General features: G+C 42.2%; 14 protein-coding genes and 1 tRNA gene. 9 read left to right on the plus strand and 6 right to left on the minus strand.

Annotated elements, in window-relative coordinates; all coding sequences use genetic code 11:
• Positions 1 to 445: 445 nt before the first annotated feature.
• The gene (dksA, locus tag I3252_RS06685; protein WP_045445865.1) at positions 446 to 883 is read left to right on the plus strand and encodes an RNA polymerase-binding protein DksA; all 438 of its coding nucleotides are present in this window, start codon (positions 446 to 448) and stop codon (positions 881 to 883) included.
• Between the two features lie 247 nt (positions 884 to 1,130).
• Positions 1,131 to 2,072 carry a tRNA glutamyl-Q(34) synthetase GluQRS gene (gluQRS, locus tag I3252_RS06690; RefSeq protein ID WP_238034622.1) on the plus strand — a complete coding sequence of 314 codons (942 nt, stop codon included), beginning with the start codon at positions 1,131 to 1,133 and terminating at the stop codon, positions 2,070 to 2,072.
• 92 nt (positions 2,073 to 2,164) lie between these two features.
• Here gluQRS and ftsW read toward each other — a convergent pair whose 3' ends face one another.
• Both ftsW and murD read right to left on the minus strand, forming a co-directional pair.
• Entirely contained in the window at positions 2,165 to 3,361 is a 1,197-nt protein-coding gene (gene ftsW / locus I3252_RS06695) for a putative lipid II flippase FtsW (protein ID WP_238034623.1), read from the minus strand.
• Between the two features lie 317 nt (positions 3,362 to 3,678).
• Positions 3,679 to 5,115 (minus strand): UDP-N-acetylmuramoyl-L-alanine--D-glutamate ligase, encoded by a 1,437-nt coding sequence (murD, locus tag I3252_RS06700; protein WP_238034624.1) that lies wholly within the window; start codon positions 5,113 to 5,115, stop codon positions 3,679 to 3,681.
• Positions 5,116 to 5,777: 662 nt separating this feature from the next.
• Here murD and I3252_RS06705 point away from each other — a divergent pair.
• The 4 genes from I3252_RS06705 to I3252_RS06720 all read left to right on the plus strand — a co-directional run bounded on the left by I3252_RS06705 (position 5,778) and on the right by I3252_RS06720 (position 10,438).
• On the plus strand, positions 5,778 to 7,277 hold the full coding sequence (locus I3252_RS06705; protein ID WP_238034625.1) for a SulP family inorganic anion transporter: 1,500 nt from the start codon (positions 5,778 to 5,780) through the stop codon (positions 7,275 to 7,277).
• A gap of 174 nt (positions 7,278 to 7,451) precedes the next feature.
• Positions 7,452 to 8,306: a universal stress protein gene (locus tag I3252_RS06710; RefSeq protein WP_238034626.1), complete on the plus strand. Its 855-nt coding sequence runs from the start codon at positions 7,452 to 7,454 to the stop codon at positions 8,304 to 8,306.
• Between the two features lie 455 nt (positions 8,307 to 8,761).
• Positions 8,762 to 9,100, plus strand: a complete 339-nt coding sequence (locus I3252_RS06715; RefSeq protein WP_010197981.1) for a P-II family nitrogen regulator — start codon at positions 8,762 to 8,764, stop codon at positions 9,098 to 9,100.
• 75 nt (positions 9,101 to 9,175) lie between these two features.
• Positions 9,176 to 10,438: an ammonium transporter gene (locus tag I3252_RS06720; protein ID WP_238034627.1), complete on the plus strand. Its 1,263-nt coding sequence runs from the start codon at positions 9,176 to 9,178 to the stop codon at positions 10,436 to 10,438.
• Between the two features lie 115 nt (positions 10,439 to 10,553).
• Here I3252_RS06720 and I3252_RS06725 read toward each other — a convergent pair whose 3' ends face one another.
• The 3 genes from I3252_RS06725 to I3252_RS06735 form a co-directional block, all read right to left on the minus strand.
• Positions 10,554 to 10,937 (minus strand): DUF2147 domain-containing protein, encoded by a 384-nt coding sequence (locus I3252_RS06725; RefSeq protein ID WP_045445845.1) that lies wholly within the window; start codon positions 10,935 to 10,937, stop codon positions 10,554 to 10,556.
• A gap of 257 nt (positions 10,938 to 11,194) precedes the next feature.
• Positions 11,195 to 11,458: a hypothetical protein gene (locus I3252_RS06730; RefSeq protein WP_238034628.1), complete on the minus strand. Its 264-nt coding sequence runs from the start codon at positions 11,456 to 11,458 to the stop codon at positions 11,195 to 11,197.
• A gap of 87 nt (positions 11,459 to 11,545) precedes the next feature.
• A complete protein-coding gene (locus I3252_RS06735; protein ID WP_227678975.1) occupies positions 11,546 to 12,439 on the minus strand; it encodes a DNA/RNA non-specific endonuclease in 894 nt (297 codons plus the stop codon).
• Positions 12,440 to 12,567: 128 nt separating this feature from the next.
• On the opposite strand from I3252_RS06735, the gene I3252_RS06740 reads away from it, so the two are divergent.
• A tRNA-Ser gene (locus I3252_RS06740) sits at positions 12,568 to 12,658 on the plus strand.
• A 283-nt stretch (positions 12,659 to 12,941) separates the two neighbouring features.
• A complete protein-coding gene (locus I3252_RS06745) occupies positions 12,942 to 14,303 on the plus strand; it encodes an integrase arm-type DNA-binding domain-containing protein (RefSeq protein WP_238034629.1) in 1,362 nt (453 codons plus the stop codon).
• A gap of 42 nt (positions 14,304 to 14,345) precedes the next feature.
• On the opposite strand, the gene I3252_RS06750 is transcribed toward I3252_RS06745, so the two are convergent.
• The gene (locus I3252_RS06750; RefSeq protein ID WP_238034630.1) at positions 14,346 to 15,437 is read right to left on the minus strand and encodes a hypothetical protein; all 1,092 of its coding nucleotides are present in this window, start codon (positions 15,435 to 15,437) and stop codon (positions 14,346 to 14,348) included.
• Between the two features lie 414 nt (positions 15,438 to 15,851).
• On the opposite strand from I3252_RS06750, the gene I3252_RS06755 reads away from it, so the two are divergent.
• Positions 15,852 to 16,790 (plus strand): inovirus-type Gp2 protein, encoded by a 939-nt coding sequence (locus I3252_RS06755; protein ID WP_238034631.1) that lies wholly within the window; start codon positions 15,852 to 15,854, stop codon positions 16,788 to 16,790.
• Positions 16,791 to 16,809 lie beyond the last annotated feature (19 nt).

The following is a 16,809-nucleotide window of genomic DNA, read 5'->3' on the forward strand; positions in this document are numbered from 1 at the left end:
GCTATTGACTGATATTTCTGAGTTCAGAATACAATGGCTGGCACGGTAAAAACGACATGATGATGAAAAATGACTTCATTATTGTCAGAAACAATGATACAACGTATAAAACGAAATGAGGACTGCCTAGTATCTGGTATTAGGTAGAATTATAATAGCTAGGATGGCTAAATCGATCACAGCTAAGTCTTCACAGTCAGTGATTTGTCGCATTATTAAGACAACGCTATTTAAATAAAAATATGCATAACCATATACCCGACCATTGATAGATTGCTTTGAGCATATCAAGATAACTGTACTATTAGATCCGCTGTGTTACTTGTGTTACCAAGTGGTAAAACGTTTTATAAAGGGACAAATTATAGCGTTTATGACATTGATAGCGTCTTGTCTTTTGATACGTCGTTTTATTGAATTAATTTGAAAAAAGTAGGATACCCATATGAGCACCCTGACCACGAATCCAAGTGAAGCTAAGTTTACTCCTTATGTGCCTGCCAAAGACGAAGAGTACATGTCTGATGCGCAGTTAGAGCACTTTAAGGCTATATTATTAGATTGGAAGAGCCAACTGATTGGCGAAGCGGATCGCACCAAGACTTATATCCAAGACGAGTCCAGTGCTATGCCAGATATCAATGATCGCGCCACCCAAGAAGAAGAGTTTGCCCTCGCATTGCGTACGCGTGACCGTGAACGTAAGCTCATTCGCAAAATTGATAAATCTATGTCAGAAATTGAAAATGATGATTATGGATTTTGTGAAACATGTGGCGTAGAGATTGGTCTGCGTCGTCTCGAAGCGCGCCCAACGGCTACCCAGTGTATCGATTGTAAAACCCTGTCTGAGATTAAAGAACGCCAAAATCAAGGCGCTTAAACGAGTTACGACTCATCTCAATAGTAGAATGTAAGCATAAGCGACCAAAATATGGTCGCTTATTGCGTTTTAGCTGGCTGGTTTTTAGTCAATAAATCATGGCTGATACAGAGCTTTAAGCTTGCTTATATTGATTTGCTAACAAAACAGACTCATTTCACAAATATCTTTTTACGGATATATTTATTATTCTATCTTCTACCTTTTTTACCGATAATTTCCTACTTTGAAAACTAACCTTATTCCTATGCCCACTCCAATCATACCAGTACAGCCGATTGGTCGTTTTGCTCCCTCACCGACTGGTGAACTGCATCTTGGCTCATTGACGACTGCGCTTGCCAGCTTTTGCCATATAAAATCCATTGGTGGTAAATGGCTACTGCGTATTGAAGACACTGATACCGAACGCTGTGATCAGCAATTTACTGAGCAAATCTTGATTGATTTGGAAGCGCTTGGATTGTACTGGGACGGTGATATCATTTATCAATCTGAGCGTATTGATATTTATAATGATTATCTACACTCAGCCCTGCATCCGCTCACTTATGGTTGTCAGTGCTCGCGTAAGGATTTGGAGCAATACTGGGCGCAAGAAGAGCTGAGCCCAGCTTATGACGCTAACCCATTGCAACCAAACAGGAAGCGCTATCCACGCTGCTGCGTCAGCGCTGACCTTGATAGAGAGCAACATAAGCTACGCATACAGCTACCGAATTATAAGATTGGTTTTAACGATGGTATTCAAAGATTGCAGTGGGATAATCCTCAGCAGACATTGGGTGATATGGTGGTGCGTCGCCAAGATGGTATGATCAATTATATTTTGGCTGCCAGCCTTGATGATGGACTGCAACAGGTGACACATATTACGCGCGGTCTAGATATCCTACCCATGACGACAGCGCAAATCAGCATCATGGATGCTGCACGCTTACCTGCCATCGATCACTGGTATCACTTGCCACTGATATGTCATGCTGATGGACAAAAACTCTCCAAGCAAAACCTAGCACAACCCATTGATACACGAGATCCAAGTAAACTCATCGCCGATGCTTTACAACTATTACAGCAACCAGCCGTCGATAGAGACACACCTACTCGTATGTTAAAGCAAGCCATTGCTCAATGGGACAGTATGCCGCTACAAGGCAAGCAACAGTTAAATATGCCCAATGGATAAAAACCAGCTAGCAAAAAGCGCCACTATTTAGCGACGCTTCTTTGGATAATGCCAGTTATGATGCATCGAGCCTATCACTAATGCTCAACCTATCAATAATAACGGCATTGGCTTTTTTCGATTTCAGGGCTTTCTTTATAAATTTTTAGCAATAACGCAACCATCACCAAACTAATCAACATCGAAGAGCCGCCATAACTGAAGAATGGCATGGTCAATCCTTTGGTTGGAATCGCGCCCATATTCATCGCCGCATTGATAATTGTTTGTGCAATAAACACCACACCGATACCAAAGGCGGTATAGCTCATACGCATCTGCCGACGTTTGAGCGCGTTATAACTGATACGCATCGCGCTACCGATAATCAGCGCTTCGAGCACCAGTACCATAGTAACCCCAACAAAGCCTAACTCTTCCCCTGTAATGGCTAGTAGAAAATCAGTATGTGCCTCGGGCAAATGCGACAGTTTTTGTACGCTCTCACCATAACCAACGCCTGTAAATTGTCCACGACCAAAGGCAATCAAACTGCGTGCCAGCTGATAATCCGTGTCTTGCACATCATCAAACGGATCCATAAATGACATCACACGTACCAATCGGTACTGCGCTGTCGTCACCATCAAGACCGCACCACCGATGGCAGCCGCGCCCAGTGCTAAAAAGTGCTTGTAAGGCGCACCAGCGATATAAAAAATCGCAAAGATGGTACCTAAAATAACGACAAAAGAACCAAAATCTGGCTGTGACAATAGCAGCATGGTGATGAGTGCCACCACTAACATAATCCGCAAAAAACCGTCTAAGCCGTTACGAACTTCAAAAGAGCGACGCACCACAAAATCAGAGACAAAGACAATCATCACCAACTTGGCCAACTCTGCCACCTGAAAATTAAATACCCCTAGGTTCAGCCAACGCTTGGAGCCGTTAATAGGGGTACTAAATAGGGTTGCCACTAGCAGCATGCCAGTGATACCCAATAAGATAAATTGGGTTTCAGTCTTATATAGTGTTCGCAAAGACACGCTGTAATAAGAAACCGTAGCGACCGTCAAACCGATCATCATATACAGTAGCTGGTTTTTGAAAAAGTGCAGCTCTGTCATGCCGCGACTGAGGGCAAAAGGAATAGAAGCAGAAGCCACCATCAATAAACTGAGCACCAACATACCGCCAACACTCGATAGGAGAATGGCGCGTGCTGACGGCATAGAAAGAATACCATCTGAGCCAGATACTTGCTTCGGTTGGGACGAGGAACGAAAAAGAGAAGAGAGCGCCATAATTTTATATACACTAACGAACGAAAAAACACGGCGTCTATTAAACGCCACCGTTTAAAAAATAGAAAATAGACAGTACCAGACAGATTACTAAGCAAATAAGCTGACCATTCATGTTGCTGACTGGCTATGATTGACAGTAGCAGCAATCTATAAGCAAAACAATCATTTATACAGAAAATGCGCGCGCGTCGTAAAAGTCAATTCAGGGCAATCCTATTGCATTGCTCTTATTCTTTATTAAATACATGAGTTCTTTATTAAATGCTGAGATTCGCTAAGCACTTATCATGCAAAGGCTTAAATCACCAAACCTTTTATTCCGCAGTCATCATATCTGACGACTCAGTTGCTAATTGACCAACCAACTGACTGAAATGCTCACCGCGAGCTGCGTAGCCACTATATTGATCAAAGCTGGCACAAGCAGGTGACAATAGCACCGCTTGCACTTGCGATAGGCTGCTTGTCGTGACTTGTTGAATGGTTGTAAAGGCATTTTCTAAAGTTTGGCATTGATGTAACGCCACATCGGCGCTTATCTTAGCTGCGCGCAGATGCTGTTCAATCAGCGGCGCATCTTCACCAATAAACAGTACTTGGCTAACATACTGATTGATAAACGGCGTCAATTCACCAAACTGTTGACCTTTACCTTGTCCACCCAAAATCAATAGTAGTTTACCGTCCTTTGGCGCATAGACTGCGCCCAGTCCTTCGATAGCTGCCATCGTTGAGCCAATATTGGTGCCTTTTGAATCATTGAAATAGTCAATGTCTGCAGCATTTGCCACATACTGGCAACGATGCTCAAGTCCAGTAAACTGCTGTAAGGTATTCAACATACTGCCCAATGGCAAACCAGCAAGTTCGCCTAACGCTAAGGCTGCCTGTGCATTAAGCAGATTATGACGACCTTTAATCAACAGTTTATCTGCCGACAGTAGTTTTTCTGTACCGTGGGCAAGATAAATCTGGCCTTCAGGAGTAGTAATAAGACCATATTGACCTTTATCAGGAGCATGTATACCGGTACTCACTCTGGGCAAATTATCAGCCACGAGCGGACGCGTCAATGCGTCTTCGCGATTGATAACCACGGACTTAGCACCCTGAAAGATACGATGCTTGGCTTGATGGTAGCCCAGCATATCACCGTGGCGATCTAAATGGTCAGGTGACATATTTAGAACCGTCGCCACTTGCGCACCCAAATTGGTCACTGTCTCTAACTGAAAGCTCGACAGCTCAAGCACCGCCAGCTCCATATCAGTATTATCAAGCAAGGTCAGCGCTGGCACGCCAATATTACCGCCGACACCGACATTGACACCAGCATCCGCAGCCATTTGCCCGACCAAGGTGGTCACGGTGCTCTTAGCATTAGAGCCAGTAATCGCCACTATCGGTACGGTACAAGCCTCACAAAATAGCTGAATGTCACTAACCACTGGAATATTCGCTTGGCGGGCAGCGGCGACAGCTTCGGTAGCAAGTGAGATACCGGGGCTTATAATAATACGTGCCGCTTGCTGCAAGAGCTCGGCGTCAATCGCACCAAATTGGCGAACACTAATCTCAGCGGGTAGTTGATCTGCTAAGCTAGGTGTCACCTGAGCATCAGTGACAGCAACCTGATAGCCTTGATTGGCCAAATAGCGCGCAACTGATAATCCAGATTGTCCCAAACCGACCACGACTTGTAGACCACTGCCTTTGTGAAGTAAGGCATCTGTTGCAGTGTTGGTGGTCATATTTATTCCTTCTGTTGGACGAGCAAAATGGCATCAAACAAAACTAGTATATAAAGAAGCAAAATGATGCCGTCAAGATGAGACGCATCATAACGGTATCGTTCAGATTTCGGTACTGGTTTTTTATGACGATGTGCTATTATGCGCCTGTTTTTATATTAAGTGGCTAATGCTATAATAGTTGCCTTAATCTGTAAGTGACTGGGTATTTACCCAAGCATTTTAGTTTAGCATGTTGTCACAGTTAGCACGCTATTGTCACTTCTGTTTGGCAAAGTTACTACTATAGACGGGTCATGTCGAGCGGCTATTTTTATTTGATAGATTATTTATTACCCTCTACCGCAGCATATCATTGCTGACGCTATTCGTTATTGTAGGTGCTCTTATAAATGCCCTGCTTTAAGCACCTTATTTTAACTATTTTTTTAGGTAGTCTCACTGAATTTATCATCGTATCAATTATTGGTGAGCGTATTAGTGATACCAGTAAGTAAATCAGTAGACCTACTTATTACCGACCTTTAATAATTCAATACTGCAATATGACACAGCACATATTGCCGTAAAAGAAAGATGAATAGCTACTTTTATAGCGACGCGATCATTTTATGAATGAGTAATGATTACTTTTTTTGCCTCTAACCCTATGCAGTTTACTTATGACATCTTTTATTGATAACTTACGTGACGAATGGTTTTCCAATGTTCGCGGCGACGTTTTATCCGGTTTGGTCGTTGCCTTAGCGCTGATTCCTGAAGCCATTGCCTTTTCTATTATCGCGGGTGTTGATCCAAAAGTCGGCTTGTATGCCTCATTTTGTATCGCGGTCGTGATCAGTTTCGTCGGTGGTCGTCCAGGCATGATTTCGGCAGCAACTGGGGCAATGGCACTGGTGATGGTTGACTTAGTCGCCGAGCATGGTTTGCAGTATTTGCTAGCTGCCACCTTATTGTGCGGTGGGATTCAGATTGTGATGGGTATCCTAAAGCTCGGTAATTTGATGCGCTTTGTGTCTCGCTCGGTAGTCATTGGCTTCGTCAATGCGCTCGCGATATTGATCTTTGCCGCCCAGCTGCCTGAGCTTAACCCGATGACTGAACGCGTTGGCATGACAGTTTATATTATGACGGCGGCGGGCTTAGCGATTATCTACTTGTTTCCACTGATTCCTAAAATCGGTCGCGTGATTCCGTCACCGCTGATCTGTATCATTGGTTTGACCGCTGTCGCCATGTATATGAATCTTGATATTCGTAATGTCGGCAGTATGGGCGATTTGCCTGATTCATTACCGATGTTCTTATTACCTGACATTCCATTGAACCTAAATACTTTACTGATCATCGCGCCTTACTCTATCGCACTTGCCATCGTTGGTTTATTAGAATCGATGATGACAGCGACTATCGTCGATGATTTGACAGATACGCCAAGCGATAAAAACCGCGAGTGTCGCGGTCAAGGGATTGCCAACGTCGTATCAGGTTTCTTCGGTGGCATGGCAGGCTGTGCCATGATTGGTCAATCTATGATCAACGTCAAATCTGGCGGACGTACGCGTCTGTCCACTTTGATGGCAGGTATCGTACTGCTCATTATGGTAGTGTTCTTAAGTGAATGGGTCAGTCAAATTCCAATGGCGGCACTGGTCGCTGTGATGATTATGGTCTCTATTGGTACTTTCAACTGGCAGTCTATTCGCGAATTTAAAACGCATCCGATGTCATTTAACATTGTCATGCTAGCGACTGTTTTGACCACAGTATTTACGCACAACCTAGCTTATGGCGTGGGCGTGGGCGTGCTGCTATCGGCGCTGGCATTTGCCAATAAAATTGGTCAATTCTTAACGGTATTTAGCGAATATGATGAGAGTACTAATACCCGTTATTATTATGTGCAAGGACAAGTATTCTTTGCTTCTACGACTCAGTTCTTAAACAGCTTCGATACCAAAGAAGCTTTGGACAGTATTCAAATTGATGTCAGCCAAGCGCATTTTTGGGATGTCAGTGCCGTAGACACCTTGGACAAACTGGTCATGCGCTTGCAACGTGAGGGCATTGATGTCAAAGTGGTGGGACTCAATAATGCGAGCCGAACACTGATTGATCGCTTCTCTATCCACGATCGCCGAGATATTGGCTTATTGGATTAAACAAAGCCACGTCTATTTATTGAGCTAATATTGATTAACCGCTCATAAATAAACAGTTGAATAAACAGCTGCATTGGTGCAAAGGGTTGGGCATAAGCATTATCGCCCCACCCTTGAGCTAAGCAGCTGTCTTTTTATTCTGTCTTTTTAATATTGGAATAATGTGGTGGTCTTATGAGTAATTTGAAACCAGATAGTGTGATTGCCTGCTTGGACTGCCCAGACCACGTGCAAGCAGTGTTAGAAGCCAGCATGTGGGCCGCGACTCGTCTACAAGCACCTGTTGGACTGTTGCATTCTGTACCGAGCTTACAACAAAAAGCGGCTGTGAATTATTCAGGCTGCCTAAATATCGATGATGAAAACATGCTGCTTGAGCAATTCACCACCAAGGAGCACTTGAGTAATTGTGAGCTAAAAGCCCAAGGTAAGCTTTTGCTCCATCAAGCCACCACCTATTGCGAGCAGCAGCGCCAAAAACTAAAAACCTATACCCTGCATCGCCATGAACACCTCAATGAAAGTATCGATTACGTCGATGACAAAGCACAATTGATTGTTATAGGTCACAATGTCACCTGCAAATCGACATTGAGCCAGTTAATTAGAGTCAGTCACTGCCCCATTTTGGTGACTCATGCACCATTTTTGCCCCCTACGACCGCGTTGTTTGCTTTTGACAACAGTCCTACATCTCATAAATTGCTCAATTGGCTCTGCAAAACCTCACTGGTTCGCGCATTAACCGTTCATATCGTGATGGTCGGTAAAGAAAACTCTGGAAACTGCGATGCGCTACGTGAGGCTTATGCGCGGCTCAAACAAGCAGGCATCAAGTCTAAAAAAGCCTTGCTGGACTGCCGCGATGTCACTTCGGCTTTGAATTATTATCAAAATGAAAATGATATCGGCATGCTGATGACCGGTGCCTTTGGCCAATCTCGTCTGCGTGAACTTCTAAAAGGTAGCGACACAAAAAAACTGCTCGGTAGCACCAAAACCCCCTACCTACTCTTCCCAAAGGTATAGGCTTTAGCCGATCTACGCAGCCACCCCTCTCTCTTTGAGCGCAGAGCCTATACATCCATGTTAAGCTCTGCCGCTTACCGTATCACACAATTTTCCCTATTTTCTCCTCAAGTGATTCGTTTCATATACCAAACTAGGTTAGCAAATCATCACAGGAAATAGATGGATGGTCTCCCCAAGCACCTAAAAAGTTGGTTATAATAAAGTTTTCGTCAGTTCAACGCTAAAGGTTAATTCGCATTCTCTATGCTCATAACGGTGGTTTATACCATTGCAGCATAACCAGTATTTTTTGCCATAACTATAGCTGTTTTTGAACAAACAAATCCAATCTTACCTATCCCCCTTGAGTAAATTGGCACAGTTCTTGAATGACTAATAGTAAGCATGGCAGCGATACGATGCACCACAATGCTTCGATCAACCTGCGGCATCACACAAATAAGGAATATTTTATGAAGCTAATCACTGCGATCTTAAAACCGTTTAAGCTCGATGATGTACGTGAAGCGCTTTCTGACATCGGTGTTAAAGGTGTCACTGTTACTGAAGTCAAAGGTTTCGGTCGCCAAAAAGGTCATACAGAACTCTATCGCGGCGCAGAATACGTGGTGGACTTCTTACCTAAAGTAAAAGTCGAAGTGGCTGTTATTGATGAGATGGTCGAACCTGCTATCGAAGCCATCACTCGCATCGCTAGCACGGGCAAGATTGGTGACGGCAAAATCTTTGTCACTGCACTCGAGCAAGTTATTCGTATTCGTACGGGCGAGACAGGCCCTGACGCTATCTAACGCGCAAGGCCATATAGACACAGATTTATAGATCATACCGATAGCTGTATTGCATCAATTCAAGGGGGAATTAACATGCAAAATCAAATCTTCGAGCTCCAGTACGCACTTGATACATTTTACTTTTTAATTTGCGGGGCGCTCGTCATGTGGATGGCAGCAGGCTTCACCATGTTAGAAGCTGGACTCGTCCGCTCAAAAAACACCGTTGAGATTTTAACCAAAAATATCGCACTTTTTGCTACCGCTTGTACCATGTACATGATATGCGGCTATGCCATTATGTATGGTGGCAACCTATTCTTGAGCGGTATCGCGGGTAATGAAACGCTGGTAGCAGATGCCCTAGCAGCCTCCGCTGAAAACGGCTTTGACGGTGATTCTGTTTACTCCGCTGCGTCTGATTTTTTCTTCCAAGTGGTGTTTGTTGCAACCTGTATGTCGATCGTTTCAGGAGCGGTGGCTGAGCGCATGAAGCTGTGGTCGTTCTTATTATTTGCTGTGGTGATGACTGGTGTCATTTATCCATTAGAGGGTAGCTGGACGTGGGGTGGCAATGATGTATTTGGTATGTTCAATTTAGGCGACATGGGTTTTTCTGATTTTGCAGGTTCTGGTATCGTCCATATGGCGGGTGCTGCGGCTGCATTAGCAGGGGTATTATTATTAGGTGCACGTAAAGGCAAGTATGGCCCTAATGGTGAAATACGCGCCATTCCAGGTGCTAACTTACCACTGGCAGCGCTTGGAACACTTATTCTCTGGATGGGTTGGTTCGGTTTCAATGGCGGCTCGGTGCTAAAACTGGGTGATATTGCCAGTGCTAACTCGGTTGCTATGGTGTTTTTGAATACCAATGCAGCAGCGGCAGGCGGTGCAATTGGTGCTTTAATAATAGCACGCATCATCTTTGGCAAAGCTGACTTAACTATGCTCTTAAATGGTGCACTCGCAGGATTAGTCGCTATCACAGCAGAACCCTCAACCCCATCTGCATTACAAGCAACACTGTTTGGTTTGATCGCTGGCGTTATCGTTGTGCTATCTATCTTAGCATTGGATAAAATAAAAATAGATGATCCAGTGGGTGCTATCTCAGTTCATGGTGTAGTCGGTCTGTTCGGTCTACTTATCGTACCAATTACCAATCCAGCAGCATCGTTCGTAGGTCAGATTGCTGGTGCAGCCACTATCTTTACTTGGGTATTCATCGCCAGCTTAATCACTTGGGCGGTTATCAAATTAGTGATTGGTCTGCGTATCTCTGAAGAAGATGAGTATGAAGGTGCGGATATAGCAGAGTGTGGTATGGAAGCATATCCAGAATTTGTGAGATAAGCTCTTAAGCCAATGTTAAAATATATGTACTGAAAATCCCGCATTACCAAAAGGTATTGCGGGATTTTTATCTATTTATAACTATTAAGTCTAATACTAAAAATAAGCTATCGGCTTATTTCTTTTTCCACGTTTGACTGCGTGAGAATGGACCGATATAACCTTTTAGATTTAAGGTGTTGCCACTCAAGTTTGCGGTCATACGATAGTCTTTGCCCTTTTCAGGATCAGTAATCGTACCACCACTATATTTGCCACCACCATCAGACTTTAAACCTTTAATAATGGTCGTACCAACGTGCTTTTTGCCTTTGGCTGAGTTGGTAGCGATAAGCGTACCTGTTAGTACACCGTTTGACTCAGTAATCTTTACGGTACCTTTTGGCTTACCTTCATCAAATGTCTGCCACGTAGTATTGGCCAAAGGATCAGCGGCGAATGCCATGCTTGCTAAACTGATACCTGCAACAGCTAGAGTGGTTTTGGTAAATAATTTCATAGACTGATTCCCTTCATACAATGATTACTCGAAACGTTATGTTTCTGATCTCCTAGGCTTATCCTTCGCTAAAATCCTTATTAACAGCTATGCGACTTTCTACTCTTTGGGAGCGGTTATCGCATCTAAAAAAGCTGCTCATCAAAATTTTATACGACATAAGCGATGTCTTGACTCATTATAAGCAATTTTAAGCTTTTGCCTAGTAATTTTTTTATAGTTTATTATTTCTATAAAAATTGAACTATATCAAATAGTTACAAAAAAGGATTGTCGATATTTTTATCCAACCGGTCATCTTTTTCTTTTGACTTATGCTGACTATTATTGTAAATGGAATTATTTTCAAATGCCTGAATAGTCTTGCTTGTTAGCTCATGTAACTGTTGTGCTTGCTTATATCCAGTAGCATCAAGAGTCAAATCAATATCGCCATATATAATAATTTTATCTGTTTGGTTTTCGATGATAAGCTCACCGATTTGCATGCTTTGGTGGTCATTGGCAAATGGATCAATCATTTGATTCTCCTTTTTATTAACGATATCTTGCGTAATTTTTGGATTTTTTGTGCCTTTTATTATATATAGACTCGTGTCACAAAGGCATTATGCTTGCAATTGGGCGATTACCCACTCAAGAATCGCCCAAACAAACAGCATCCAAGCCGGCTCTTCTGTTGGCTCATCGGGCAACTCGGAGCTTTCACCCGCCTTTAATGGCAGATCAAATGCCTGTGTTTTAGTTTTGGCATCCAAGACGGGCAGCACATCGATACCAATTCTAGTCGAGAGTTCATCAACACTAATAACCTCTATGCGCTCCGACTCATCATTGGGTGCATAATAGACCCCTGCTTGATTAATCGCTGGTATATAGACGGCTTTAAAGAAATGACTGGGCACCAGTACACGATCTGCCAGTTGCTTAGTTGTTTTGCCAGTAAAGGCTACTCCTGTAATGCTATAAACCTCTCCATATTGCTGGGTCAAATAGCGAGTGGCTGATTCAATATTACGCCAGATATAGCGATTGTTGCGCGGTGACTGCGGGGCGATATTGGCAAGGCTAAAGCTATCATATTGTTGACTGCGATTCGCCATATCGGCATTGGGCGCTAAATGCCCGCGATCATAGCCAGAGCCTGAATAGTCGGACAATGAGGCGCGTGCGGATTTTGGCAACCTACTTTCTTCATGAAAGCTGTCTTCACGATCGATTTCTTTTGCTTGTTGTAAACGCTTGCGATCCAAATATTCTGCCGACCAAAGCGGTGTACGCGATACGCCAGAATACATAACGGCAAAACCATCCATGCATAAAGCTTGGGTTTTGTTGCTTAGCTTGGTATTGATAAACTCAGGATAGACACCGCCATAAAAGGACTCGCTACACTGAGTAAAGTCATCAGCATGCGCTGAAGTTATACTTACGACTACCGCCATCACGGTCATTGTAATACTGTTTTTCAAACGGGCATTGAGCCTACCGAAACTTATCATTCAACTTTCAACCATCTATGCTTGTCATTACGTATACGCTATCGTAGCAGGCGTTTGTAAATAAAGAAAGATAAGGTGCAAGTCGTGACATTCTAGGCAGTATCCGCTATACTAAGCAGTCTGAAAACGGTGAAGTGGGTGAGTGGCTGAAACCGCACGCCTGGAAAGTGTGTATGCGTTAATAGCGTATCGAGGGTTCGAATCCCTCCTTCACCGCCAATCTTATAAAACCCTAGTTTTCCCACCTTGTCCCAAACACTCCCATATAGCTCTGCAACCCTTTATAAATAACGCGTCTAGCGTTTTTTTTATGTCTACTGTTTTCCCAATCTATCCGAATATAACCCACCTATCCCGTAGCTTGTGTTGGTCTATCTGTTGGTCTATGATTTCATTAGACCTCAAAAAGACCAACATCTAAGCTTTACAATTCAGCTTTAGACCAACGTATTTGTTGTATCGCCTGAATTATATAGCTTATAGCCATAAGGAATAGACCAACATGTTAAGCGATAGTAAGATACGTAAGCTCAAACCAAGTGAGAAATGTACACCTTCACGTCCTGACAAATACAGTGATCAGCAAGGGCTACAGCTTTTAGTACGCAGTACAGGCACGAAAACATGGATAAGCGCCTATCGCTTTGATGGTAAGCAAACACGGCTCACACTTGGTACTTACCCCATCATGTCATTGGCAGGAGCTAGACAAGCCAATACTGAGATTAAAGCGCTACTAGCAGATGGTATCGATCCAAAAAATAAAAAGCGTCAAGATAGGCTCGATAATGTTCATGCACAAAAATTCAACGATTATGCATTAAACTGGCTCGCCGAACGTCAGCGTAACGTCAAGCCACGTACCTATCAGCAAGACTATAACCGTATGCATAAAGATGTGTTGCCCCACTTTGACGGCATTGCACTGAAAGACGTGAGCTTTGAAGATTGTCGATCGATGGCAGATGAGATCGAAAAGCGTGTGAACAAAGACAGTGAGCCGCCACGCGAGGTAACCAGACGCACTATCGATCTGGTGGCTAATGTCTTAAGACGTGCCAAACGTGAACGCATCATTGAGCAAAACCCAATCGATGATCTAAAGGCGCTCTACCCCAAAGCCAAAAGTCAGCACATGAAGCACGTAGATATCCATGAGCTACCTGCCCTACTCCAAGCTATCGAGGGCTATCATGGTCATGATCAAACACGCTTAGGTATGAAGTTTTTAGCTTATTCATTTTGTCGCACCATTGAGCTACGTATGATGAAGTGGTCACACATCGATTTTGCGAACCGTCTATGGCGTGTTGATATCGATAACCTTAAGGTTTCCCGTAAGCATGTGGTTCCACTGTCAGATCAGATGCTCGCAGTGCTAGAGGAAATGAAACCTATCACAGGGCAATATGAATACGTGTTCTATCACACAGGTATGCATCAGCCGTATAGTGAAGAGTTTATTAATAATGCGCTTGATATTTTAGGGTACGCTGGCAAACAGACAGGTCACGGCTTTCGGCACATCGCGTCAACCAACCTAAACGAGCTAGGCTATATGGGCGATGCGATCGAGAAGCAAATGGCTCATGATAAAAAAAGCAGTATCCGAGCAGTTTATAATCATGCGCAGCATTTAGAAGAGCGTCGTAAAATCATGCAAGTTTGGGCTGACTTTTTAGACCTACTCAGAGACACAGGCGAGGTTGTGGATTTCCAAACGGCTCGGCAGCGGATTGAAAAGTCACTTAATGAGCAGACTCAACCATCACTATCAGATATGGATAGTGGTGATTTAATACAAGCTTTGAAGGATAAGGGAATTAGTAGTAAAGACTTGCAAACCTTACTATTCGATAAATGAGCTAGCGCTAACGTAGATTAAGGCTTACCTTAAAGTCATACTCTAATCATCCGTCTTTTCTGCAATGAGCTTATCATACATTTGCTCTATCGAATTATTAACCAACTGCTTTAACGTAAACCCACTATAAGCCATAAGCTCTTTTAATTTAGGTATATTTTTCGTAGATATTTTTACCATGTCATTGTCACTTGAAGGATTGTCGTTAACATACTGCTTTTGACTACGCCATGCCTTTTGCATACTAAACAATACGTAGGCTCTAAGCGAAAAGCCTTTTTTGTTTTTGGTGCCTATGGATGGGTCATCTACGTTAGATAGTACATCCAGACTTGCAAGAATAAGCTCATATTTTTCCTGAGTATTTTCTGGAAAAAATATCCCCTTTAGTATGATATGTTCACGACCTTTTCCGCATAGATATTTGTAACTCCAGTCAATCATTTGATCGTTGTTAGGGTCTATCCAGTCAAAGTTTTCTGTGCGGTTTTTTAAGTATATAGATTTAACAAGCTCTATACTTACTGTTCTCCGGTCTCCAAATCTCTGCAGTATTAATGAATAATTAGGAAGGTTTTCCTCATATTCTTTATTAAACATATAGATATTATAGCGTAAAAAGTCGGCTACTGCCTGAATCAGCTCTTTCCTACCTTTATAAGCTTCATCAACTATTAAGTGGTTAATGAGATGGGCTAAAAATAACGAACAGCGTAGGTCGTTTTTAAACCACTCTAAGTATGTCTCTGGCAATATATTATCAATCTTGTATCTAACAAGATTGTTAAATTCTTCTAAAGGGTTATCGCAATATTTTAAATGAAAAATGAGTTGGTTTGCATAATCATCACCATCAAACGATATATTCTCCCAACTTCTGCCTTGAAAAATGTTGCTTATATAGAGTAGTGATTTTGCGTCACTCTCTCCAATTTTTGATAATGCTTTGTTAAAATCTTCTATGCTTCTTTTCTCGTTTTTGACGTCTCTTATATATTCATCAGCTACAAATCTTATGATTTTAGAGAAAATATATTGTCCTGTGGCCGGATCAAAAACAGGATTAGGATTGTCAACAAACACTGGATTCGCAGGATACACGTTGTGCACTTGGGTTGATAATGCTGTATTCATGATGTTTTTTTCCTTGAAAATAGCTAGCAAAAACCTGGAAAAATTGCGGTATAAGTCTAATAAACCTTTGGGGAAAGTCTAGTAAATTTCTAGCAAAAATAAGCTGTATCCCTTGGTATTGTAAAGTATTTTATAAACATAGCATAAACGGTATTATTTGTATTGTACATATTAACAAAAAGCGTAACTCTATCCTTTTATTATCTACCAATAAACTGCGCTTTATTAGCGATTTCGATCATTTAAACTAAGCCTTACAGTGTTATTTTTTTGCATGCTTAATGGGTTATTTATATTATATAAGAACATTAACTGCCAATTCTTACCATTAGTATAAAAGATTAGAAATCGTATTAAATAATATTTTACTGATCAAGCTAACTATATGAATCGAAAACTCATATAGGAATTGTAATGAATAATTATTATCAAACCGAAGGAAATATACTGACAGATGTCGATAATATCGTAACTATGATTTTGTTTAGCAAAGTCGATAATGTCCAATTAGCTTTAATATTAAACTATCTATATCCAGCATTAATGTATCACCATAAACAAGAACTCGAATACACGGAAACAGTAAAATGGTTTGTGGCTGTCGGACAGTTACTCAAAGATGAGTACTATCCTTTGGAGGTAATATGGGATCAGCAATCAGTTGATGCATTTGTCTACGAAATAAAAAAATATAAACCTGAATACGATATGAGTCGTCACACCTTCTTACTACAAGAAACTCGAAATACTAATTCTTTTAGAGAGTATTTGACACAGATGTTTACACATCACGGACGCTTACTCGTAGTCAGAGTGGATTTACAGTATAAAATTGAATGCAGGAGTGGCGTTAGTGTTCACGACTTTGATGAGCATATGACATCGCTAAGAGAACGTATGAGTAATAAAAAGGGCTGTTTTAAGGAGCTTGAAGGATTTGCTTGGTCACTTGAGCAAGGATATAAGCAAACTGGAGATCACGATAATAAAGGTAGCTTGCATTGCCATTTATTACTCTTGTACAACGGTGCCAAGAAAGATAATGGTTACTACTCTGGTCGTAGCGTCGGTGAGAAATGGGTATCTATGACAGACGGACAAGGCAGTTACTTCAATTGCAATGATCCGAAGTATTTTAAGCCGTTCAAAGAGAAAGGTACACTTGGTATAGAGATGACCCATAGGAAAGATCCTAACAAAGTTCAAAATACCATTAATACAGCATTGTATCTCACTACAAAAAAGGACAAGTATGAGCAGCGTCTTAAAGCAATGCTACCTAACATGCGCACCTTTGGTCATAGTGCCTACCGCAATACAAAGCGCCGAGGGCTACCACCCATAGCAAACTAATTTCAAATACATACTACTT

The sequence above is a fragment of the Psychrobacter sp. Ps4 genome (assembly GCF_022129285.1).
GTDB lineage: Bacteria > Pseudomonadota > Gammaproteobacteria > Pseudomonadales > Moraxellaceae > Psychrobacter > Psychrobacter immobilis_A.